Genomic DNA, 23,866 nt, shown 5'->3' with positions numbered 1-23,866 from the left:
AAGACTCGTCTAGCTGAGGCTACCCTGTAAAGAGCACAATTAGTAGCCTAAGATATGGTTACAGGCAGGCATACACTTATATCTATTGGCCATAAGTTGGTTTGTACTGTATCTGATTTCTCGCCCAATGGCACAGTACACCTATAGGGCTTGTGACTATATGTATCTGATATATTGAAGTGATATATAGTTCACAGCTTTAACTTAGAGGTAATAATAGTGCATTTGCTGATTGTCCAATACTGATCAGAAATTTCAATAAATCGGTCGGTTATACAGCGCACATGTAGGCTCATCTTCCTGCATGAACAAATACGCCACCTAGCACCATGTTCCAAGGAATATTCAAATTGTGTGTAATAGCTAAGGGCTTAACATTAAAACCAATATTCATAATGGGACCTTAGTAAGCATTTATATAGTTGCAGAAGATGTAGGTATACTATGATGTTGTAATAATGCATACCAAAGAAAGTTATGCATCAGCCAAGTTTATATGGAGAGATTAGCAGAAGTAATAAAAAATGTCAAAGCGTTCTAGTTTTCTTCACAGTTCATGTAATTGCTTCTAAATATTATGCTCTCTTGAAGTTCTTTGTTGAGTCAATAAGGGAGCATTATAGGTTCTTTAAATTGAGTATCGACTTAGCAAGGGTTTGGCTGTTGTTGCCTTGGTGTGTAATCTGAAAGGAGGCTAAGTATAGTTACAATATAGACTACTCGTGTTCATGTTTGTTGGCTCGTAAGAGCTATGGTAAGGATTAGTAAATGTGTGAGTACAAATTAGAGGCGCTATGGAAGAGAAAAGCTGTTTTATATAAATATTAATATTTTATAATATAAATCCAACTTTGTTGAAATATGCTGATACAAATTCTGTGTATAGGAAAATGCATGCCCCTTATTTGTTCTATAACAGGATTTAAAAGTCCGTTTTTCTGCCTACTAGTAGCTCAAGTGTAAAATTTTCATATGTAGGCGACGTGTTTATTGATTATGTTTGGGATAAACTTTCCTCATTTATTCATTTCTACTCACCAAATCACTCAATTACATGAGAAAACTTCTCTTGAGTGCGCTTCTGGTATCGCCCGTCCTGGTGCAGCAGGCGGCGGCGCAGAATCGCAATATCACGGGCCGCGTGACCGACACGGCAACCGGCCAAGGGCTTCCCGGGGTAACAGTGCTGGTTAAGGGAACTTCTATTGGCGCTTCAACAAGTGCTGATGGTTCCTATTCGCTAAGTGTTCCAGCTACTGCTACTACTCTTACTTACAGCTTTATAGGATATACTAGCGTTGAGCGGCCTATTGGCACAGCATCTAGTATCGATGTTGGTATGGGCACCGACGCCAAGCAACTCAGCGAAGTGGTTGTAACCGCGTTGGGTGTAGAAAGAACCCGTAACTCGCTAGCTTATTCCGCTACGCAGGTAGAAGGTCAAAGTATTACAGTTGCTCGTAACCCTAACCCTATCAACGGCTTATCGGGCAAAGTAGCAGGTGTAAACATCCGCCAAAGCAATACGCTCGGTGGCTCTACCAACGTTACAATTCGGGGAACCAAGTCGTTGTTTAATAGCAATCAGCCACTGTATGTGATTGATGGTGTGCCTATTAGCAACTCCAATACAAATACTGCTGGTCAGCAAACTGGTGGAGGTGGATATGACTATGGCAACGCAGCGTCTGATCTTAACCCAGATGACATTGCCACAACAACCATTCTAAAAGGGGCAGCAGCTACTGCTCTCTACGGAGAGCGGGCTTCTAATGGCGTAATCCTTATCACCACCAAGAAAGGTAGAAAAGGACTAGGCGTTACTATCAATGCTGGTATCACAGGAGGCCGCATTGATAAGAGCACTTTCATTAAATACCAGAAGGAATATGGAGGAGGATACTATCCTACGTTCACTAGAACTCGTGACTTCGACGGCGACGGTGTTATTGATCCATTAGTTCGTTTGACTCATGACGCTTCTTTTGGACCGCGCTTTGATCCTAGCTTACAGGTCTACCAGTGGACTGCTTTCACGCCAGGTAATCCCAACTTTGGCAAAGCCACTCCTTGGGTTGCGGCTGAAAATGATCCTTCCAAGTTCTTCAAAACAGCTAGTACCCTGAACAACAGTATCACCATTGACGGAGGCAACGACAATGGATACTTTAAGTTAGGCTACAACAGTGTTCGTGACAAGGGTATTCTACCGAATAGCGAGGTGAACAAGAACATTGTAAACTTTGCAGGGTCGTTGAACCTAACACCGCGCTTAACTACCAGTGCTTCGGTTAACTTCTCCCAGGTGAAGGGCCAGGGTCGCTATGCAACGGGTTATAGCGGAGCATACAGCGAGAACTTGATGACCAACTTCCGCCAGTGGTGGCAGACGAACGTTGATATCAAAGAACTGGAAGATGCATACAACTACCAGCAGCTGAACGCAACGTGGAACTTGAGCAGCCCTACTGCTGGTGCTACTGGTCAGTACTGGAACAACCCGTACTTTTCACGTAATCAGAGCTACGAAACTGACTCTCGTTACCGCACATTCGGTAACGTAGCAGCTACCTACAAGTTTGCTGACTGGTTTAACGTATTGGGCCGCGTGACCCTCGACTCGTACGACGAATTCCAAGAGGAGCGGTATGCTGTAACTTCTGTGGGCGTACCAGGTTATTCGCGCTACAACCGTGTTGGACGGGAAGCCAACTTTGATCTGATTGGTAATTTCTCGGCCAATATCACGGAAGGTGTAAGCTTTAAAGGCTTAGCTGGTGCTAACATTCGCCGTGAGAGCTTTGGGTTTGTGCGTTCCACAACCAATGGCGGCTTGGTAGTTCCAGGACTGTACTCATTGTCGAACAGTTTAGAGCCAATAACCCCTCCGGCTCCTGGTATTGATGAAGTGGAGACAAAAAGAGGAGTTGACGGTATATTTGCTAGCGGTACGTTCGGCTACAGGGATATGCTCTTCCTGGATCTTACTGCCAGAAGAGATAAGTCGACCACTCTACCTAATAAAAACAATGCTTTCATTTATCCTTCGGTAGCAACTGGTTTTGTTTTCTCAGAACTACTGAAAGATGTAAGCTGGCTCTCGTATGGCAAAGCCCGGGTTAACTACGCGGAGGTAGGACAAGGTGCTACGCCACAAAGCGTATTTGATGTATATGACAAGCCTACTGCATTCGGTTCAATCCCATTGTTCTCGGTAGCAGGCACTAAAAACAACGAGGAATTAAAACCAGAGCGCACGAAAAGTGGCGAAGCCGGCGTTGAGATGGCTTTCTTGCAAAGCCGCCTGGGATTTGATGTAACAGTTTATCAGCAAAATACTGTTGACCAAATCATCCCAGTAAACGTTTCGAGAGCTTCTGGTTACAATTCCCGTTATGTAAACTCTGGTGAGGTTCGTAACCGAGGGATTGAGCTTACGGCATTCGCAAGCCCTTTCAGGTCAGATAATTTCACCTGGACTATCAACGCTAACTGGACCAGAAACCGCAACGAAGTCCTCTCTTTGTATGAAGGAGTTCCAAGCATCCAAATAGCTAGCTACCAGGGTGGTGTCTCTTCGAACGCTACTGTTGGAAAGCCATTTGGTATGCTGCGGGGAACTAATTACACTTACCTCAATGGTCAGCGTTTAGTAGGGACTAACGGCCGTTACGTAGAAAGCGCTACTGCCAACGAGGAGATAGGTAATCCTAACCCAGATTGGACGGGTGGTGTTGCCAATACATTCAACTACAAAGGTATCTCTCTTTACTTCTTGGTGGATATTCGCCATGGTGGAGATGTGTTCTCACTTGACCGCGCGTATGGTCTGGACACTGGTTTACCAGATGAGACTGCCGGGCTCAACGAGCTAGGAAATCCTTCGCGTGATCCAATCAGCCAGGGTGGTGGTGTTCTTCTTTCAGGAGTACAGGCCGATGGCTCGCCTAACACAGTACGTGCCGATAACAGCGGTATTGTAGATGGTGAATTTACCGGTGCAACTGCTTACGGAACTACTTTCAATCCAGCGGCGGCCTTTGTGTATGATGCTAGCTTTGTGAAGCTACGTGAAGTGGCTATCACATACTCTTTGCCTAAGATACTCTTGTCGAAGATAAATGGTGTAAAAGGGGTTGACCTATCTCTAGTAGGTAGAAACCTTTGGATCATCAACAAGAATCTGCCAGACGCAGATCCTGAAGATGCATTGAGCGTTGGTAACGCTGGCCAAGGTTATTCGACTGGTGCATATCCTGCTGTTCGTACTATCGGTGCAAACATCAGACTTAGCTTCTAAACAAAAATGAAAAAATCACTCATATATGCTCTATCAGCAGCTTTGCTGACAACCTCCTGCATAGACTCTTTGGAAGATTACAACATCGATCCAAAGAGAGCTACAGTGGGGACTGCGCCCGGCGCAACTTTCGTTGCCAATGCCGAACGTAACTTGGTTCGTACAATAAACAGTGCAAACGTAAACCTGAATCCATTTCGCTTTTACGTTCAATATTGGGCCGCTACCGACTATCCTCAAGAAAGCCGTTACGATATCAACACGCGTGATATCAACGGAGGATATTGGAACGCCCTGTACCGGGATGTGCTTCGTGACTTAAGAGAAGCGAAGACCAATATTGCAGCTGATAAGCTACTTACTGAACCAGTTAAAGCAAATCAGATAGCCTGCGCCGAAGTATTAGAAATATATACTTGGGCAGTTTTGGTGGAAACTTTTGGCGATGTGCCGTACACGCAGGCCCTGAACATCAACTCGGCACTGCCGGTATATGATAGTCAAGCTGCTATCTACGCTGATCTTATTACGCGCCTAGACGCTGTTATAGGACAACTTAAGCCAGGTGCAGGCTTAGGCGACTATGATTTGATCAATGGCGGCGACATGGCGTTGTGGTTGAAATTCGCAAACTCTCTGAAGCTGCGGATGGCACTCACTATTGCTGATGTAGATGATGCCAAAGCCAGAACCATGGTGGCCTCTACAGTTGGAAAAGTTCTTGCTTCCAATGATGACATCGTTGACTTGGCATTTGATGCTACTTTCCCGAACACCAACCCTTTATATGAAGATTTGGTAAGAAGTGGACGTAATGACTTTGTAGGTACTAGCCTCTTCGTTGATCAACTAAGAACAAAGGAAGATCCACGCCTAGACGACTACTTCAATCCTGCGGATTCGCCTGCAGCAGGTGCACCTGATTTCGTTGGAGGAGAGTATGGTGCGTCAAATCCATACGACGAGTATTCTCCTGCAGGTGATAAACTTCGTCAGCAGACATTGCCTGGTGTAGTGATGTCCTACGCGCAAGTTGAATTTATGCTAGCTGAAGCAGTTGCAAGAGGCTACATCGCAGGGACAGTTACGGAGCATTACAATGCAGGAATCACAGCATCGATTCTAGAGTGGGGAGGCACGCAGGCTGAGGCAACGGCTTACTTGGCACAGCCGAGTGTTGCTTACGCCACCGCACCAGGTGCTGACTACAGAGAAAAGATAGGTAACCAGAAGTGGATTGCGCTGTACAATCAGCCTACTGAAGCTTACAAGGAATGGAGAAGACTGGATACACCACGTCTTACCAAACCAGCCACAGCCAACAGCGAAATTCCCTTGCGCTTACCTTATCCAGTCGCCGAGCAGAACGTGAACACGGCTAATTATAATGCCGCTTCTTCTGCAATCGGTGGTGATGTGGTAACTACCAAACTGTTCTGGGACAAGCGTTAGTAGCGTACATCCTTGTAAAGGAAAAAAAGGCTGTCGATATCGACAGCCTTTTTTTGTGCGTACCTGAACGATCAACTGTGCAAGAGCCGCTAACGCGCTTAAAAGATGCACCCATCAAGCGTTGCAGTGTCTAAGCGGTTAGCATGAATGGCGAAAATGCTACCGTCTGTGCTCCTAAAGTAAGTGCTTGTGCCTTACTGATTACTGTTTCGAACTCCCGAAATATTGAAATAATTGCGTTTGAGTGGTAGCCGTAACATTACTAATTATCGGCTAAAATGATTTAGGTAGGTCTGTTAGATTAAGTGCTGTATATGAAAGCTAAAATGTCTTTAGTTAGGACTATTATAGGACATAATTATACGTGATATGGTGGAGTTTATTTGTTATGTTTGAAAAAAGCATTCTTCAAATATTCAATTTCACTCACTAAACTACTTAAGCTACATGAGAAAACTTTTCCTCAGCGCGCTTCTCGCGTCACCTGTCCTGATGCAGCAGGCAGTGGCGCAAGATCGCAGTATTTCGGGCCGCGTAACTGACTCAGCAGGTGGCCAAGGGCTTCCTGGCGTGACAGTGCTTGTAAAAGGAACTACTGTTGGAGCCTCTACTAATTCTGATGGCTCTTATATACTGAACGTACCTGCTTCGGCAACAACTCTCACGTTTAGCTTCATTGGGTATGGCACAGTAGAACGCGCTATTGGGGACGGTTCAGCAATTAACGTGGGACTGACCGCCTCTGCACGTGATTTAGATGAAGTGGTAGTAACCGGGCTGGCTACTAGTATAAAGCGGTCAAATCTCGCTAATGCTGTAACTACTATCTCAGCGAGAGAACTTGTAGGTAGCACTAGACCAGTAACTGTTGATGCGGCCTTAAATGGCAAAATTGTAGGGGCTAATATTGCTCAGACGTCTGGAGCGCCTGGCGGAGGGGTAGCTATTCAATTGCGCGGCATTTCTTCTCTTACTGGCGGTACACAGCCACTCTTCATCATTGACGGGGTCTATGCAGTCAATGCCGAAGTTGGGAACGGAGCTGGAGCTGCTGCATTTACTTCTGCAGCTTCGACCACAACCGGACGCAGCTCACAGGATAATGCAATAAACCGCTTGTCCGACTTGAATCCTAATGATATTGAGAGTATTGAGGTGCTAAAAGGCTCTAGTGCTGCTGCTATTTACGGGCAGCGAGCTAATGCCGGGGTTATCATCATTAAAACCAAGCGCGGCCAAGCTGGCCAGACGCGGGTGAGTTTATCGCAGGATATCGGTTTTGCTAAGGCTTGGCGTCTATTAGGTCAAGAGGACTGGACACCGCAGAAAATAGATCAGTATTTCTCATTACCTACTTTGCCTGCTAACCCCACGCCGGCGCAAACAGCGGCGTATAATACAGCCGTAGCTGCAGTCAACGCTAATCGTAACCGAGAAAAGGGATTGTTGGAGCAAGCCCAAGCAAACGGCCAAATCCACGATTACGAAAAGGAAGTTTTCGGTAATACGGCTTTCCTTCGAAACACTTCAGTAAGTGTTTCGGGGGGTACAGAAAAAACGAAGTTTTACGTTTCCGGCACAACTACTAGCGAAGATGGTATTGTAGAACGTACGGGTTTCAAACGACATTCGGTACGGGCTAACGTAGACCAAAAAATTGGCAACCGGGTTGATGTTGGAGTGTCATCGGGTTATTTTAACTCTACCAATCGCCGAGGCTTCACTGGCAATGATAACCGCGGTGTAAGCTTGGGGTATACCTTAGCATCTATACCTACATACGCACAACTATTTCCAAATGCGCAGGGAATATTTCCCGTAAATCCTTATGGCGGCGATAACCCGCTAGCTATAGTGGAGCGTTCTATCAACGAGGAAACTACTAATCGTGCGGTACAGGCGGCTACTGCAACGGTACGCATTATCGAAAACGAACGGTCATCATTGCGTTTGGCAGTGCAGGGCGGCGTTGATTTTTCGAGCAGTAATGCCTTTCTAGCATTGCCAGCCGATCTTCAGTCGCAACGTAATATTTCGGTAGCAGCTGATCGAGGGGCGGTTCGAGTGGCCAAAAACCAGTTTTTTAACACTAATCTGCAAGGCTTCTTAGTATACGATTGGCGGCTAGGGGAGTCTATAAACCTTACCTCACAGGTAGGAATGGTGCGTCTGCGATTGGACCGCAATCTGAGCTTCAGCCAAGGCCGGGGCCTGGCACCAGGCGAGCCGCTTTCACCAAACCGCAGTTCCAACGTGTCGCAGGAAGTTGATCTTCAATCAGAGCGTGACTTAGGGTTGGTGGCTCAGCAAGAAGCAAATTTCCGCGACCAAGTAATTGCGACGGCTGGAGTACGATTCGACAAATCAAGCCGCAACGGTGATCCTAATAAATATTATGCTTTTCCCAAAGCGTCGCTGGCAGTCAATGTGGCCAAGTTTGATTTCTGGTCGATAGAGCAGGTGAACCTGCTGAAACTGCGTGCTGCATATGGTGAAACCGGTGCGCCGGCTTTCTTCGGGGCTGCTTTTTCGCCGCTGGTCAACATTACTACGGGTGGCCGTCCGGGATTTTTGCCTTCTACTTTGGTTGGTCTGCCCACAATTGGGCCGGAACGCGCCTCTGAATTTGAGGCTGGAGTAGACATTAGCTTGTTCAACAACCGAATCGGGCTCGAAGCTACTGTTTACAACAAAGTTGCTAAAGACTTAATCAATACATTCGTGTTGGCGCCAAGCACCGGCGTGACGTCTATACGGGCATACCCGGTAGGCGACCTGCGTAACCGGGGACTAGAACTGGGGTTAAGTGTAGCACCAATACGAAGCGAAAATTTCACTTGGAATAGTACGACGCAGTACTGGTTTAACCGTAGCGAGGTGACCCGCATCGTCGTGCCTACTTTCAACACTGGTCAGGGCTTCGGTAATGCTTTTGGCCGCAACGTATTTGCACTAGGTGAATCGCCATCTCGCTGGTACGGCTCACCAGTTAACGCGGAAACTAACGCCAACAATCCCAGTTTTCTGACTCGTTATGAAGACGCGCAGCCGCGTTTTCAGATGTCATTCCTGAATAATTTCACTGTGTTTAAGAATTTCGAGGCTTCGTTTTTGCTGCACTGGCGTAAGGATTCGTACACGAGCAACCTAAGCCGACTGTTGCAGGATGAAGGTGGCACTACCGAGGACTGGAGCCAGGATGATGACGGGAATGGTGTGCCTAATGGCATACAGCGCCAAGGTGAGCCAGCGCGTGAATTCATTCAGAACAGTGGCTATGTGCGTTTGCGCGAAGCTAGTCTGTACTATTCGTTGCCAGCCAGTATCCGGACCAGTTTGTTCAAGGACTACGTGCGTAATATCCGTATTGGAATATCAGGCAACAACCTGCTCACTTGGACCGACTACGTAGGTTATGACCCCGAGGTATCAAACTTTGGCTCTACCTCAAACTTTGCCCAGGTAGACGTGAGTTCTTACCCCAACACGCGTCGCATCTTCTTTCACCTCAATCTGGATTTCTAAGCCTCGACCCACATCCCTATGTATATAAATCTGCACAAAAGCACTCGTCCGTTGTTAACGGCCGGTGTTCTGATAGCACTGCTGAGTATAAGCAGTTGTGACTTCACTGAAATCGAACCTGTAACCGACCCTAATAACGCCAGTATCGAAAGCGTATTGTCGAATGCGTCATTACCTCAGTTGAACGCTCTAGCCGTTGGCGTGGAAGGTTCTCTGCGCTTAGGGCACGCCAATAATAGCTCTTACAACCAAGTAGTAGGCACATTGGGGCGCGAGGTAACCGTACTGGCAAGTACTGAAAGTCGCTGGTATGCCGAGTTGCAGGGGCGCCGGGGCAGTGCCACTGTAGATGTGCTGGACGATGCCGCTTATTATAATGGACAGTACACTGATTTTGCCCGGGTAGGTCGCGCGGCACGTGTTCTACTCGCTTCGGCAAATAACTCGCAGGTCATCACTGCCGAACAGAAAAGCGGTTTTGCTGGTTTCACGCGCACGTATGAAGCTTTAAGCAAATTGCACTTGCTGAACTTGCAAGGAGAAGAAGGCATTCGTATCGACTTAGATAACATCCTCCGTCCGGGCAAGTTTGTCTCGCAGACAGAAGCGTTAACTAATATTCGCGGGTTGCTTGATCAAGCTGATCAGGACCTGGCTGCAGCAGGTTCAACTTTTGCGTTTGACCTTTCGACGGGCTTTGCTGGATTTAGCACTCCTGAAACTTTTCGCCGCTTCAACCGGGCACTAGCTGCACGCGTAGCCCTTTACCAAGGTGACTACACAGGGGTGATACAGCTTTTGCCGAACAGTTTCTATAGCCGTACAGCTAGCCTTACGCTAGGCCCTAAAATTACATTCAGCCCAACTACGGCTGGTGACGTTGGTAACCCATATGCTCAAGTGGCTAACGGTACACCTTCCACTCTAGTAGCCGTGCCAGACAATGTAGTTAGTGAGGCTGAAACCGGCGACTTGCGCTTAGGCAAGATTGGCCGTCGCACTACACCAGTAGCGTTGGGTGGTATCACTGCCAACTTTGATGCTTTAGTGTACACCTCGGGCACGGCACCAATTGATATCATCCGCAACGAAGAGCTGATTTTAATTGCAGCAGAAGCCCGTGCCCGTACCAACGACTTCGTTGGAGCTCTAGAGGATATAAACACAATCCGAGCTCGTGCAGGAGGCCTAGTGGCTCGTACAGCAGCAACCTTGCCTACTACCGTTACCGCCTACATTGATGAGATTTTGCGGCAGAGGCGCTACTCATTGTTCTATGAAGGTCATTGGTGGGTAGACTTACGCCGTCTTGGACGACTAAATCCTGCTCCGGCTCCTGGAGTTACTCTGGCATTCACGCAGACTCCTTACAAGCTGTTCAACCAGATGCCACGTCCATTTGCTGAAAAGCAGTGGGATGTTGCCAATCCATAGTACATAATTAACACTAGACTGACTTTAGAGCTATTTTAACTAGTATCTACTCCCAAAAAGAAACCCCCGTACTAGATAGTACGGGGGTTTCTTTTTGGGAGTAGATACTAGTGATGGCACCTTTAAAAATGACAACATAGTTCCACTCTACTAGCTCTGCATCAAAAAGCCTTTGATATACTCATCTAAATCCCCATCCAATACATTCTGCACGTCGGTGCGTTCGATGCCGGTGCGGAGGTCTTTGACTAGCTTGTAAGGGTGCAAAACGTAGTTGCGAATTTGAGAGCCGAAGTCGATGCGTTTCTTGGTGGCTTCTACTTTGTCGCGCTCGGCATGGCGCTTGTCCATCTCAATCTGGTAGAGGCGCGACTTGAGCATACGGAGCGCATGTTCTTTGTTCATGAGCTGGCTGCGCTCGATCTGCACGGCGATGATGATGCCGGACGGAGCGTGCGTGAGGCGTACAGCCGTTTCCACCTTGTTTACGTTCTGGCCGCCGGCACCACCGGCCCGAAACGTATCCCAACTGATGTCGGCGGGGTTGATTTCGATGTTGATGGTGTCGTCGATTACGGGGTAGGCGAAAACGGAAGCGAAGGAGGTATGGCGTCGGCCGCTACTGTCGAAGGGCGACATGCGAACCAAACGGTGTACACCAATTTCACTCTTAAGGTAGCCATACGCGAAGTCGCCATCAATTTCCAGTGAGGCAGATTTGATGCCTGCCCCTTCACCGGGTTGGTAGCTGATCTGGCGCACGCCAAAGCCGTGGCCTTCAGCCCACATAATATACATGCGCATGAGCATTTCGGCCCAGTCTTGGCTTTCGGTGCCGCCGGCACCAGGGTTGATGTCGATGATGGCAGACAACTGATCTTCCTCGTCGGAGAGCATGCGCTTGAATTCCAACTGCTCTATCTTCTTGAGCGTGGCGTCGTAGTCGGCTTGCATTTCCGTTTCCGACACGTCGCCTTCTTTGTAGAAGTCGAACAGCACTTCTGTATCGGCTAGTGCTTGCTGCACGGCCTCGTAGTCGTCGGTCCAGGTCTTGACTGCTTTAATCTCGCGCAGGGTGGTTTCGGCGGCTTTGGAGTCATCCCAGAAGCCAGCGGCAGTAGTGAGAGCCTCGGTGGCTACTACTTGGGCTTTGCGGCTGTCGTAGTCAAAGATACCTCCTCAGGGCCTCAGCGCGGCCCTTCAATTCCTTTACCTGGTCTTGGGTCATCGGGAATACTTATGTGAATGGATAGGAGCAGATGAGGCAGTACGACCCAAACGAAGCGTAAGGCTGCGTTTCAGGTACCTGTTCATTGCGAGACAAAGGTCCGTTAAAAAAACAAGAAGCCGATTCTTTCCTAAGAATCGGCTTCTTGCAGTGTTTATGTAGCAGGTAGCTTATACGGCTACCATCCAGTTGTGAGAGTCAGGGGCCTGGCCGATGCGGATAGCGTGTAGTGCAGCCGTTGCCCGAGCAGAGAAACTATCGGTACCCGGTGCCGGAAGTTCATAGTTTTGTCCTTGATAGCCAATAACAGCAATAGGAGCAATGGTAGCCGCAGTGCCTACACCAAAGGCTTCTTCTAGCTTACCAGCTGCCAAGGCCTCCATAAGCTCTACTGCTGACACTTTACGTTCTTCCACCACCATGTCCCAGTCGCGGGCTAACTGGAGCACACTGCGGCGAGTAACACCATCAAGAATAGACGTGCTGAGCGCAGGAGTGATGACTTTGCCATCAATCACAAAAATGGCATTCATGGTGCCCGACTCTTCAACGTAGCGGTGCTCGGAAGCATCGGTCCAGATAAGTTGGTTGTAGCCTTCTTGCTGAGCAAGCTTGGTCGGATACATGGCAGCTCCGTAGTTGCCGGCGTTCTTGGCGTAGCCTGCGCCGCCTTCTGCGGAGCGTACATAGCGTTCCTCAAAACGTACCCGAAGCGGCTTGTTGTAATAGAGTCCTACCGGGCACGTGAAGATGATGAGGCGGTAGTCGTTGGAGGGGCGCACGCCGATAAAGCCATCGGTAGCAAACATGAACGGCCGGATGTACAGGGCGCTTCCGGGGCCATCAGGCACCCAGTCGCTATCAAGCCGGATGAGCTGGCTGAGACCTTGCATGAACAGCTCTTCAGGCACTAGCGGCATGCACATGCGCTCCGCCGAAGCATTTAGGCGGCGCAGGTTGTCATAAGGACGAAAGAGGGCAATGTTGCCATCCGCATTTTTGTATGCTTTCATGCCCTCGAAAATGGCCTGGCCATAGTGCAGGGCCGAATTTGCTGGGCTTACGCTTATGTCGCCGTAGGGCACTATCTGCGCGTCCTGCCACTCCCCGTCGCGGTAGTCCACCACGAACATGTGGTCGGAAAAGGTTTTGCCGAACTCAAGGCGTTCGGGGTCCAGCTGTTGCAGGCGTGATGCCATGGTGCGCTGCGTCCGGATGGTGAGGGTGTCGAGCATGAAAAAGGAGATGAAGAGGGAAGGATGGGGAATTGGGTAGGAGAGGAGCGGGCAATAGAAGCGTTTCTGCTAGATGACTTACGTATTCAAACGATAACCAGCAATCAGAAACTGAAAAGTAATCTACATCCTAGGCAACCAGGTGACTTCTTCGGCACCGAGGTCGTGCGCCATCTGGCGGCTAAGGACAAATAGGTAATCAGATAGCCGGTTTAGGTACATCACCACCAAGTCGGCCACAAAAGAGTCTTCGCGAAGATGAATCACTAACCGCTCGGCCCGGCGGCACACGCAGCGCGCTACGTGTGCAAACGACACGGATTGATGTCCCCCAGGCAACACGAACACGCGTAGCTCGGGTAGCTGTGCGTTCATGCGGTCCATCTCTTCTTCCAGCAGCGTCACGTCAGTGTCATGCAAATCCGGAATCTTCATCTTCGACTTTTCAGGATCTGAAGCCAGAGAAGCACCGATGGTAAAGAGGCGGTCCTGAATTTCTTTCAGCAAGCCACGATGAGAAGCATTCACGTCCTGGTCGCGGAGCAAGCCAATGTAGGAATTCAACTCGTCGACGGTACCGTAACAATCGATGCGCAAACTGGACTTGGGCACACGCGTGCCCCCAATGAGCGAGGTGAGGCCTTTGTCGCCGGTTTTGGTGTAAATCTTCATGAAATGGAGGTTAGCGTTATGGCCGCTAGGATAACGCTGCGTTTCAAGCCATTGCTGCGCTGTTGAAAGTGAAACGTCATCCCCGCAAAGAAATGACTTTTCTTCGGCAGTGTGGTAGATGCAGAGAGTAACACACTAACGACAAAAAGGTCTTTCCTTCGTTGGGATGACGAACGATTTATTCTTAGCAGGCAGAAGAACTACAATTGCTTGGTGGCTTGCTCATGATGCAAAGCCACGTCTGTATTTATCTGGTCAGACTCTATAAGGCCGTCGCGTAGGCGAACGATGCGGTGCGCATAGCGGGCAATGTCTTCTTCGTGCGTCACCATAATAATGGTGTTGCCCTTGGCATACAAGGCTTCGAAGAGGTCCATTATTTCGTAGCTGGTCTTGGAGTCAAGGTTGCCAGTTGGTTCGTCCGCCAGAATGATACTAGGATCATTGACGAGGGCCCGGGCAATGGCCACGCGTTGGCGCTGACCACCGGATAGCTCGTTGGGCCGATGCTTGGCGCGGGTGTCGAGGCCTACGCTGCGTAGCGCCTGCATGGCTTTCTCTTCGCGGTCTGCTTTGTTGTAGCCAGCGTAAATAAGGGGCAAGGCTACATTGTCGAGTGATGTAGCGCGGGGCAGCAGGTTGAACGTCTGGAAGACGAAGCCAATTTCCTTGTTGCGTACATCGGCTAGCTGGTTGTCGCTCATGCGACTCACATCTTTGCCGTTGAGAATGTAGTTGCCGGTGGTGGGCGTGTCCAGACAGCCAACAATATTCATCAGCGTTGACTTTCCGGAACCCGAAGGACCCATGAAAGCAACGTACTCACCACGTTGAATCGTGATGGTAACCGAACGTAAAGCATGAATTTCCTCAGTACCCATGCGGTACATCTTCGAGATGTCGTGGGTTTCGATAACGGGGTGCAGCATAGCCGGCCGGGTTAGTTCCATGGAGCGACCACCGAGTCCTGAGTTGCTCGGCGGGCGTCATACGTGGTACGAAAGGTAGCGTATTCAGTGGGTGAAAGCAATGTACGAAGCTTGTCGAGGGAGGTGGCGGCGTACCCCGACAGTCCGGCCGGAATAGCAGCTAACGTATATGCCTTTAACACAGCAATAGACTCAGGGTTATATTCCAGAGCACGCTGCAAGGTGGAATAAGCCGTCAAGTAGTCTTGCCGCTGCGTGAAGAAATCGGCGGCGGCTAACAGGCCAGTTTCTTCGAAGGGAGCCTCGCGCGTCAGCTGATTGAACAACAGCTGAGCTTGGTCTGGCTGGTTCATGAGGAGTGCCGCCGCTGCCTGGTAATATAGCTTCTTGGCTTGATGCGTCGGCGAGAAATAGCCGTTTTTAGTCAGTAAACGCAACTCTTCAGCTTTTTTCTCGCGCAGCAGCACTGCACCCCGTACCACGTTCCAATTGGAAGTGGTGCTACCTTTCTGCTGCTTGGCTTCCGGAGCAAAGCGCGCCACGGCCTGGCGGACGGCTTCTACCTGGCCAGCTTGCAGCGCACGTGGGGCCTGCGCCAGCAGGGCTACTTCGCGGTGGCGAGGGTCTGGCAGGTTGAGAGCGTACGTTAGAAGGCTCTCAGGATAGAAGGAGTTGCCGCGTAGCACAACGAATTGTGTTTTTACGGAATCGGACGCAATTGCATATTGCGAATTAAAATTTAGATTTATTACTTGTTGCAACCTCTGAGCCGGTGCTTGCAAGCTGGAATCTGGTCCTTGCGCTACTAAGTTCACCGCCGTGCGAGCAGAATCTAGTTGACCATTTAGTGCCAGTGCATAGGCTCGGTTCAGGTTTGCTTCTGTGTAGCCGTTGCTGGCAGACTCAGCTAAGCGAGCTGCTGCCGAGCTATACGCTTCGTGTTCTAGTAACCATAGCCCTTGTATGTTCTGGTAGTAGGCAGTGCTAGGCGTTGTGCCCACCGACAAAGGAAGCAGCGTGGTTTGAGCCGCTACTACCCGGCCACCATAGTGTTGGGTGAGAGCCTTGAGAAAAGTCAACTGCTCGAAGTAGGAGCTATTGCTGGGCCGGGTTGCTAGCTTGCTCAGTGCTGGCAAGTAGCTGGTATCCTGCTGCTGTATTCGTTGCAGTGCTGCATGATACAGCCGGGCAAATTCAGGGACTGTCAGGTTTGCTTCCGCGTTGGGCGTGAGGCCGGGAATAGGTTGCTGGTTGCTACGGTGCAGCTGATGTAATAACAAGACATTGCTCTGCCAAGCGGCATCGGCTTCCTTGCTTTTCTCCGCAACCAGTTGCTGCGCTTCCTTGAACTGGCGGTTTTGAAGCAGAAAAGCTAATCGGTTGGCTTGCACAACTGAACTGCCAGGAGCTGCTGCCTCGGCCCGGTCGAGATACAACGCTACCGAATCGGTGAGAGTAGAGCGGGTATATAGCAAGGCCAGGTCGTTGTTGAGGCTCGCACTGGTAGGAGCACTTTTCAAGCCCTGTCGCAAGGCAGCCAGTCGGTCAAAAAAATCGGTAGGCTCGTTGTAGAGCGCCGCTAAGCGCAACGATACCTTCTCAGAGGGCCGACGACTGAGCGCCCGACGCAGGATGTTGATTTCGTTTTGGCGCTGCAGCCGATACCGATACAGCGCGGCGCGGCCTAGGCTGGCTTTGTGGTTGTGCTCGTCCAGTACGTCGCTTTCGGCGTAATAGCGCTCCGCCAGCAACGCCAGTGCATCGCCTTTGGGGTCCATCTCACTTTGCAGACGGGTTAGGTCGCCGAGGTTGTTGTAGTAGCCGGCCTGTACTTGATGAAGCGTTTCGAGGTTGTAGCGAAATTCCACGGCTGCCAGCCCAGCGAGCGTCAGCACATACACCGCAAATAAGGGTAGGCGGCGTGGCTCATACACGACGCGGTATACGCGCAAGCGCTGCCGGATAAGTGGCCCGAAATTGACTAGAACATATAGCAGAAAAGCACCGCCTCCAACTAATAGGGCCAGGGCCGTAAACTGACGGGCAGCCAACAGCAGCGGATCATTGGCAGTAGCAAATGCATAGCCCAAGAAGCCCGCAGCCAGTGCCACAAAAACCAAATACAAGTGAGCAGCGGCGGGCCAGTAGGGTACAAGCTCACCGTAGGAAGTAGCTCGGCGCGGCAAACTCAACCAGCCAATACACACTGCGGGCAGCAGTAAAACCAAGGGGTCGAAGCGCACGCCCGGCAGAATTAGCAGTTCGCCGCCATTCCAGAGATACATGCCCAAGATGCCAAGATACAGGACGCTAGAAGCTACAAACGGCAGTAACCCAAAGCGGCTGGCTGGGTTTTCAGCCTGTGTATTGAACCACAGCAGGCCCTGAATATTCTCGAATGCCACCCACAGCACCAGCAGGGCTACCACTATTGCGCCGCCAAGCGTGGCAAAGCTGGTAAGATGCAGCGCAGTTTCGTCGGCTGAAAAGGTGGACTTGGTGAGCAACAGAGTGCTTAGGCCTGCTATCACTACCCCGAATACCAACAAACGACCCCCAAGTGGTACTTCCGTCCAGAAAGCGTGAAACGCGTAAGCGGGCAGGCCTAATGCTGCTAGCGCTATGATAAGGAAGTACTGTTCCTGCGAATTGAAAATGCCGAGCAAGTCGGCATTCAACGACATCAACAGGAAAATAACCCCTGCCATACCTGCCACGAAAGCAGGCCGGGGCAAGGTGCTGACAACAGCCAAAAAAGCGGCCAGCGCGACGGCCAGTAGTCCCAGTAGCACCCAAGCCGCATCTGGCTGAACGTAGGGCCCCACCATGTCGTGGGTTTGGGTGAGCAGGTAGCCGTTCACCCGAATGGGAAGCTGCGCCAAGCCCACGCGCACTGACGCTAATACGGTCGGAACCGGATTAAGCTGCGACACCGTCTGCACAGGCAGGGTGGCATCGTCGCCAGTGAAATAATAATAGATGGCCAGAAGCAAAGCCCCGGCGGCTAGGCCAAGCAAGCCAAGTAAAAACGGACTGCGCCAGTTTGCGGCGCGCGAGACAGGAATAGTGGGCACCAGCAGTTACTCCAGCACTTTAGGTACGCGGAAATAATCAGAGTCTTTGCGGGGGGCGTTGCGCAAGCCGTCCTGGTGGCTCACGGTGTTGTGCGCATCATCGGGCCGCAGCACATTGATTTCGTGCGACAAGTGCACCAAAGGTTCTACGCTGCTTGTGTCGAGCTGGCGCAGTTGGTCCACCCAGTCCAGGATTTCATTGAGGGCTCCCAACATCTGCTGCTCTTTGGACTCATCGAGTTCCAAGCGGGAGAGGTGCGCTAGTTGGCGCAGGGTGGCAAGGTCAGTGCTCAAGGGGAAGAGAAATTAGAAATTGAGAATTATGAGTTAGGTAACGCCAGCGTAGAGTCTTCTGGTGAAGCTGGTGTTTCTTTCGTCAGTGTAGGTGCTAAAGCTTGCGGTTTGGGCTTGCGCCAGAAGCTTGGTCCCGGAACTCCAGCCGTGTCGGGGCGGAAGGCACTGGCAATCGTGTCGTACACGCGTTTCTTGAGAGCCAAAGCATCCGCCACCGTTAGGCCATTCGTAGTAATGGGCTCGTGTAAGATGATTTGCAACGGCGAATAACGAACGCGCAACCCGCCAACATCTGGCAGGAAATGGTGGTTCAGCGTCATCGTGATAGGTACCAATGGCACACCGGCCGCAATAGCCAACTGAAAGGCCCCATCCTTGAATTCCTCTAGCTGCTCGCCTGGCTTTTTGGCAATGGAGCCTTCCGGAAAAATAACAACTGACCGCCCAGCTTCCAAAGAACGGCGGGCCTGCACCATTGCCCGGCCTCTGCTCATAGCATTGTCCCGGTCAACCACGATATACCCCCGGCTGAAAATGGGACCCCAAGCGGGTACTTTAGCCAATGAGCTTTTGCCCATGATATTCAACCAGCCTGGCAACACTTTGAACAGCAAGGGAATATCAATGTACGAGCTATGATTGGCTACATACACGCAGGGTTGCTCAGTGGGTAAGGGCTTTTTTCGGATTATCTCCACAGGCATGCCCCACATCCAGATAAATAGCCGGCTCCAGTTGCGGTTGAGGCTGTGAAGATGGCGGTGCCACTGTGGCCGTTGGCTCAGCGCCCACTGCACCGGATACGTCAGCACGAATGGCGTCACAAACCAGAAGGTTGCCCAGGTGGTATAGAGTCGGTGGCCGATATAGCGCAAAAGATGCCGCATGTAGCAAAGTTAGGAAGTTGTCTGACGTTGTCCGACACCAGCCCATTGCAACGGACTGGCACCGGATTGACGAACACCATACGAGGAGTCGGCTGACTACCCTGAGGCTGCGCTATCTATCCTGCAACGGCAACCCACGAAAGATCCTGCTTTGCCACTAGCCAGGCAACTGCTCTTTCACCCGGTCTGCCAGTACCTTCTCCGCCTTCAACAGTCCTGCTACACTGATGGCGTCGGTAATCCGATTGTCCATCACCATGCGCACTGCTTCTGCCAGAGGAAGCTTCCAAAGGCGAAGGTCTTCGGTTTCTTCGGGCTCCACTTCTCCTTGCTCTAAGTCCTCGGCCAGAAAGACAAACCCTTCCTCATCCGTCACGGAGTTGGAAGTGTGCAGACGCGCAATATTAGTCCAACGGCGGGCGAGAAGGCCGGTTTCCTCGCGTAGCTCACGCTGCGCAGACTCCAGAATGTCCTGTTCTACTGGGCCGCCACCCATCGGGATTTCCCAACTGTACTCGCTTAGGGTATACCGGTATTGGCCTACCAGCCAGGTATTTCCTTCGGCGTCCACGGGGACTATGCCCAGGCCCTTATTCTTCATCGTCACGACTCCATAAATACCCCGGCCGCCTCCTGGGTTTATGACTTGGTCCTCACGAACACGTATCCATGGATTGTTATATTTAACTTCGGTGCTTAGAACCTGCCAGGGGTTGTGCGTTTCGTCTAGTGTAGGTTTGGAAGTGCCCATGGTTGGAAGATAGAAAGAATAGATTTCAAGCTAAAGGTAAGGCTATACTCCGTTTTCAGCGTCCATCGGGTAGAACAGCTAGTTTGCCGGGCAAATAGGCCAATTGACCAAAAAGTGCTTAGATAACCGATTGAGAGTAAGTAGTTTTGTCATACTCAATTATAGCGCGGGTGGGTATTTGTGGAAAGGAAGGCTTCGCTCGCGCAGCGTCGTAATGATCCTAGGAGTAGGGTGGATGATTTTTAAGATCATTCGGCGCAATTATAAAAAGGGGCTGTTGCGTTGGAAGGCGGCAGCCCCTTTTGCTTTTTCTATACCTTGAGTTAAGTTATTGATTACAAAATCTATATAGATTATTGGGGCTGTTGGGTAGCCGGTTTCACTTATTTCAATTCTTGCTTGCTAAAGCCTATTGTGTGGCGTTAGCATGCCAAAGTGAAGACAAGTAGATAGTATTTGCTTACTAGCACAAACTCAATCCTAGGCCAAGATTCTACTTCAACCTGCTGCGCTGTGCTGCCGTACCAAGCTAAAGTCGGCCGTTCACATTCCGGCTGGCGTTAGGTAGCTATGGCGAATAAGCCCAAGAATCAGGAAAATCAGCCCCAACCCGGCGACCCATTATTCAACCTCAAACACGCACAAGCTGAATCAGAACTAAGCGCTACTACCGGTGGTCTGGGTCCGATCAGCAACGAATACATCAGCACCGACGAAGACGATGAAATAGATGAGGGCCCCCGTGATAAGCAAGGATTGCGGCGCGGCGAAAATCCTCCTACAACAGGTTCGACAGCGGGCAGCCACAAATAGGGTAGTGGCCTACCTTGCAGCATAAGTAAAACATTTCACCTCTAGAAAGGCATCTCCGGCCGCCATGGCTCCCGGGGATGCCTTTTTTCGTGTCTGGCGTTGGGGCCTCCCGTACCTTTACGCCATGTTGCTTGCCTCTCATACTGGACACCCCCTGGAAGCAGGGCTCGACGAAGCGGGCCGTGGCTGCTTGGCCGGACCTGTGTTTGCCGCCGCCGTTATCTTGCCGCCCGATTTCAACCCCGCGTTTCTCAACGACTCCAAGCAGTTGAGTGCTCGCCGCCGTATGGCGTTGCGCCACGATATCTGCCGGGAGGCGGTGGCTTGGGCGGTAGCCGAAGCATCGCCCGATGAAATTGCTGCCATCAATATTGCGCAGGCTAGTTACCTAGCTATGCACCGGGCTGTAGCAGCCCTAGGAATTCAACCCACTCATCTGGCAGTCGATGGTAACCGCTTTCGGGCGTATGAAGGCATAGACCACACCTGTCTTGTGAAAGGCGATGCTCGCTATAAGCACATTGCCGCGGCCTCTATTCTGGCCAAAACCTTCCGCGACGAGCGTATGCTAGAATTGGCGGTGCAACACCCGGAGTATGGTTGGGAGCAGAACGCGGGGTATCCTACGTTGCACCATCGGGCCGCTATTCGTGCTCATGGTACCACCTCGCACCATCGGATGGGTTTCCGGTTGCTGTAAGCATCGGAGTTATAAAAAAGCCAGTGCTCTGTTCTCTCAACGCAGAACAGAGCACTGGCTTTTTTATGGCCTTTCCTAGCTTTTCAGTTTCAGCAAATCAAGAAACAAGCTAAAGCCATCAATGGTGGAACCACCTTCGCCGAAGGTGTCGAAGTTCAGGGGCTTGATGATGTAGCCGCTAACCGCTAGGTTCTGGGCTTTGAGACGGTCGGTATCGAGGTCGGACGTGGTCATGATGAACACGTTGAGACCAACAAACTCGGGGTCGGAGCGTAGCTGCTCCAGCAACTCCAAGCCATTCATACGGGGCATGTTGATGTCGAGCATCACTACGCGCGGCAACTCTATCTTTTCTTGGCCACCTTCACCGCGCAGCATATTCAGGGCTTCACGACCGTTGCGAGCAATCTGGAGGGGCAAATCAATGTTGTTCTTGCGCAATTCGCGCTGCACATTCATGATGTCCATCTGGTCGTCCTCGACCAAAAGAATACTAGGCATAGCAGGTGTAGGTTGGATGAATTAGAGCATGTAAATCAGCCCATAGGCTACCCGCTATACGGTTGAGGCTAAATTTTGTGTTGAAATTGTGCTAATAGCCCGATTTTCAGGGTTTGGGCGGCTCTGCCGAGGCCACGTGAATCGGAACGTGGCGCCTTCCCCTTCCTTGGATTCCACTTGGATGGCGCCCCCTTGGCGCTCTACAATTTTCTTGACAATGGCTAGCCCAACGCCAGTGCTTTCCAGTGTGTCGCGCTCGGTAAGTGTTTGGAAGATGACGAAGATCCTCTCGTGGTACTCGGGGGCAATACCAGGGCCGTCGTCGGTTACGGAAAAAGTGTAGAACTGCGTGTCTTCGGTGCAGGCAATGCTTACGGTGCCGGATTCAGGATGGCCGTGGTACTTAGCGGCGTTGCTGATGAGGTTGGTGAACACTTGTTGCAACTGCACTCGGTTGGTAACCAGCGTAGGCAAGTAGAAAGGCAGTTCCACTTGAAACCCATCCGGCAGGTTCAGCGAGTCAATGATTTCTCGCAATAGTTGACGCACAAACACGGGTTCGTCGGCTTGCGGCGAACGGCCGACGCGGGCTAGCTCTAGAATGCCCATAATGAGCTGCTCCATCCGTTTCACCCGCACGCGCATCAACACCAAAAACTCCCGAATGTGCTGCGGAATATCCTGGCCCATGTCTTCCTCAATCCAGCGCGAAGCACTTTCTATCCCTCGCAAAGGGGCTTTCAAGTCATGCGACACTACGTAGGCAAACTGGTCGAGCTCCTGGTTGCGGCGCTCTAGCTGGGTGATGTTGGTATCGATGGTGGTGGCCATCTGGTTGAGTGAAATGGCTAACTCGCTCAGCTCATCGCCCTCCGTATCCTGAATAGCCGTGCGGTACTTGCCCGCCGCAATGCGCGAGGACAGCGACACCATGGTTTGAATACGGCGGCCAATCAGGCGGATGATATAGCCCGCCCATAGTAAGCCCAGCAGAATAGCCAGCAGCGTGATACCCACCGAAATAAGCCGGGTTTCGATGATGCTCTCTTGAAGACGGGTGCTTTGCTTCGCGCGTTGTTTGCGTTCTTCCTGGTCGAAGCCAGCAAACAGCACCCGAATCTGATCCATCAGGACCTTGCCTTGCAGACTTTCAGCCAACGCACGGTGGTCGACGCCTTGAAGCCCTTCCTGAGTGGGTGAGCGGTGGCGGGCTTCGCGCTTCTCGCTGATGAGCAGTTGGGAATAGTTGAGCCACTCCCGAAACATCTTTTGCGCCCGTACGATGCGGGCATACTGCGGACTCTCGGGGTCTAGGTCGCTGAGCAGCTGGCTGAAGTTTTTCAGCAAATACCGCTCGCCCTGATGATACGGTTCCAGTACTTCCTCTTTGCCAATAAGCAAGTAGCCCCGAAACCCAGTTTCCATGTCCACGATGTTGCGCATGAGCATAGACGCTTCCGCAAACACGCGTTGCGAGGCTTGCACCTGCCGGGCGTTGCGCAGCACCTTGCGCGAGAGCTGGTAATTGACCACTACCACGCCCACAAATAGAAGTAGAACGGCTAGAAAACCGGCGAAAAGTTTAGTGGAAAGCTTCAGCTTCATGCAGGCAGAACAGCAGGATGAGATGGTAAGCTGAAAGGTGGCAACAACAGCTAGAGCCCCGTACGCAGCTTCTGCTCCATAGTTCGCAGCAGAAGGGTAATCTGATCGGCAATTTTTTCTATGGCCGGTAAGCCTGCCAACGCCTGCTCGGTTTCGCCCCGCTCGTGCATGTCCATCAGGGCGTTGGCTTTGTGGTGCACAAGGATATGTAGCCGGTCCAACTCGCGCGATTCGGGTAGGTGGCCATAGGGACCTAACGCTCGGTTCTGAATCCAGTGGCCGAAAGAACACAGCGACGGGTCGCGGATGGGACCTTGGCTGGTTTTGCTGCCGTACAAGTAAGAACGTAGCTTGGACTTAAACAGTAGGTGTTTCACCATTCCCGATTCAAAGTCCTGTTTGAGTTCGTTGTTCATAGGGGTAAGCCGCTCTAATACAAGCTGGACATCGGGAGTGAAAAAGACAA

At 50.9% G+C, this 23,866-nt stretch carries 17 protein-coding genes; 6 read left to right on the top strand and 11 right to left on the bottom strand.

All coding sequences use genetic code 11. The annotated features are described in order from the left end of the window. The first annotated feature begins 1,054 nt into the window (after positions 1-1,054). From MTX78_RS17465 to MTX78_RS17450, 4 genes are all read left to right on the top strand, one after another. Entirely contained in the window at positions 1,055-4,300 is a 3,246-nt protein-coding gene (locus tag MTX78_RS17465) for a SusC/RagA family TonB-linked outer membrane protein (protein ID WP_243796963.1), read from the top strand. Between the two features lie 6 nt (positions 4,301-4,306). Then, on the top strand, positions 4,307-5,752 hold the full coding sequence (locus tag MTX78_RS17460) for a SusD/RagB family nutrient-binding outer membrane lipoprotein (RefSeq protein WP_243796961.1): 1,446 nt from the start codon (positions 4,307-4,309) through the stop codon (positions 5,750-5,752). 447 nt (positions 5,753-6,199) lie between these two features. Continuing rightward, complete coding sequence (locus tag MTX78_RS17455; RefSeq protein WP_243796960.1) at positions 6,200-9,277, top strand: SusC/RagA family TonB-linked outer membrane protein; 3,078 nt, start codon at positions 6,200-6,202, stop codon at positions 9,275-9,277. An 18-nt stretch (positions 9,278-9,295) separates the two neighbouring features. Then, positions 9,296-10,711 (top strand): RagB/SusD family nutrient uptake outer membrane protein, encoded by a 1,416-nt coding sequence (locus tag MTX78_RS17450; protein ID WP_243796958.1) that lies wholly within the window; start codon positions 9,296-9,298, stop codon positions 10,709-10,711. 150 nt (positions 10,712-10,861) lie between these two features. On the opposite strand, the gene prfB is transcribed toward MTX78_RS17450, so the two are convergent. The 8 genes from prfB to MTX78_RS17410 form a co-directional block, all read right to left on the bottom strand. Further along, positions 10,862-11,939, bottom strand: a protein-coding gene (prfB, locus tag MTX78_RS17445) for a peptide chain release factor 2 (RefSeq protein ID WP_243796956.1) whose coding sequence is annotated in 2 segments (ribosomal slippage) — positions 10,862-11,878 and positions 11,880-11,939 — 1,077 coding nt in all. Because the reading frame shifts where the segments join, the coding sequence is not laid out codon by codon here. A gap of 170 nt (positions 11,940-12,109) precedes the next feature. Beyond that, positions 12,110-13,174 carry a branched-chain amino acid aminotransferase gene (locus MTX78_RS17440; protein WP_243796955.1) on the bottom strand — a complete coding sequence of 355 codons (1,065 nt, stop codon included), beginning with the start codon at positions 13,172-13,174 and terminating at the stop codon, positions 12,110-12,112. A gap of 123 nt (positions 13,175-13,297) precedes the next feature. Next, positions 13,298-13,846 (bottom strand): cob(I)yrinic acid a,c-diamide adenosyltransferase, encoded by a 549-nt coding sequence (locus MTX78_RS17435; protein WP_243796953.1) that lies wholly within the window; start codon positions 13,844-13,846, stop codon positions 13,298-13,300. A 200-nt stretch (positions 13,847-14,046) separates the two neighbouring features. Then, entirely contained in the window at positions 14,047-14,775 is a 729-nt protein-coding gene (locus MTX78_RS17430) for an ABC transporter ATP-binding protein (protein WP_243802920.1), read from the bottom strand. Positions 14,776-14,786: 11 nt separating this feature from the next. Beyond that, positions 14,787-17,849, bottom strand: coding sequence for a tetratricopeptide repeat protein (locus tag MTX78_RS17425; RefSeq protein ID WP_243796952.1), 3,063 nt, complete (start codon positions 17,847-17,849; stop codon positions 14,787-14,789). A gap of 6 nt (positions 17,850-17,855) precedes the next feature. Next, complete coding sequence (gene gatC, locus MTX78_RS17420) at positions 17,856-18,143, bottom strand: Asp-tRNA(Asn)/Glu-tRNA(Gln) amidotransferase subunit GatC (protein ID WP_243796950.1); 288 nt, start codon at positions 18,141-18,143, stop codon at positions 17,856-17,858. Positions 18,144-18,169: 26 nt separating this feature from the next. Continuing rightward, positions 18,170-19,030: a lysophospholipid acyltransferase family protein gene (locus MTX78_RS17415; RefSeq protein ID WP_243796948.1), complete on the bottom strand. Its 861-nt coding sequence runs from the start codon at positions 19,028-19,030 to the stop codon at positions 18,170-18,172. A gap of 157 nt (positions 19,031-19,187) precedes the next feature. Continuing rightward, positions 19,188-19,781: an NUDIX domain-containing protein gene (locus tag MTX78_RS17410; RefSeq protein WP_243796947.1), complete on the bottom strand. Its 594-nt coding sequence runs from the start codon at positions 19,779-19,781 to the stop codon at positions 19,188-19,190. A 570-nt stretch (positions 19,782-20,351) separates the two neighbouring features. On the opposite strand from MTX78_RS17410, the gene MTX78_RS17405 reads away from it, so the two are divergent. Next, on the top strand, positions 20,352-20,594 hold the full coding sequence (locus MTX78_RS17405) for a hypothetical protein (protein ID WP_243796945.1): 243 nt from the start codon (positions 20,352-20,354) through the stop codon (positions 20,592-20,594). A gap of 124 nt (positions 20,595-20,718) precedes the next feature. Beyond that, positions 20,719-21,294, top strand: a complete 576-nt coding sequence (locus tag MTX78_RS17400) for a ribonuclease HII (protein ID WP_243796943.1) — start codon at positions 20,719-20,721, stop codon at positions 21,292-21,294. Between the two features lie 75 nt (positions 21,295-21,369). On the opposite strand, the gene MTX78_RS17395 is transcribed toward MTX78_RS17400, so the two are convergent. Genes MTX78_RS17395 through MTX78_RS17385 form a run of 3 tightly spaced genes read right to left on the bottom strand, consistent with a single transcriptional unit; the run spans position 21,370 to position 23,816 of the window. Next, a complete protein-coding gene (locus MTX78_RS17395) occupies positions 21,370-21,795 on the bottom strand; it encodes a response regulator (RefSeq protein ID WP_243796941.1) in 426 nt (141 codons plus the stop codon). A gap of 54 nt (positions 21,796-21,849) precedes the next feature. Then, on the bottom strand, positions 21,850-23,400 hold the full coding sequence (locus MTX78_RS17390; protein WP_243796940.1) for a sensor histidine kinase: 1,551 nt from the start codon (positions 23,398-23,400) through the stop codon (positions 21,850-21,852). A 50-nt stretch (positions 23,401-23,450) separates the two neighbouring features. Beyond that, positions 23,451-23,816 carry a CZB domain-containing protein gene (locus MTX78_RS17385; RefSeq protein WP_243796938.1) on the bottom strand — a complete coding sequence of 122 codons (366 nt, stop codon included), beginning with the start codon at positions 23,814-23,816 and terminating at the stop codon, positions 23,451-23,453. Between the last annotated feature and the right edge of the window lie 50 nt (positions 23,817-23,866).

The sequence above is a fragment of the Hymenobacter tibetensis genome (assembly GCF_022827545.1).
In the GTDB taxonomy this organism is placed as follows: Bacteria; Bacteroidota; Bacteroidia; order Cytophagales; family Hymenobacteraceae; genus Hymenobacter; species Hymenobacter tibetensis.
This window is presented reverse-complemented; position numbering and strand designations above follow the sequence as displayed.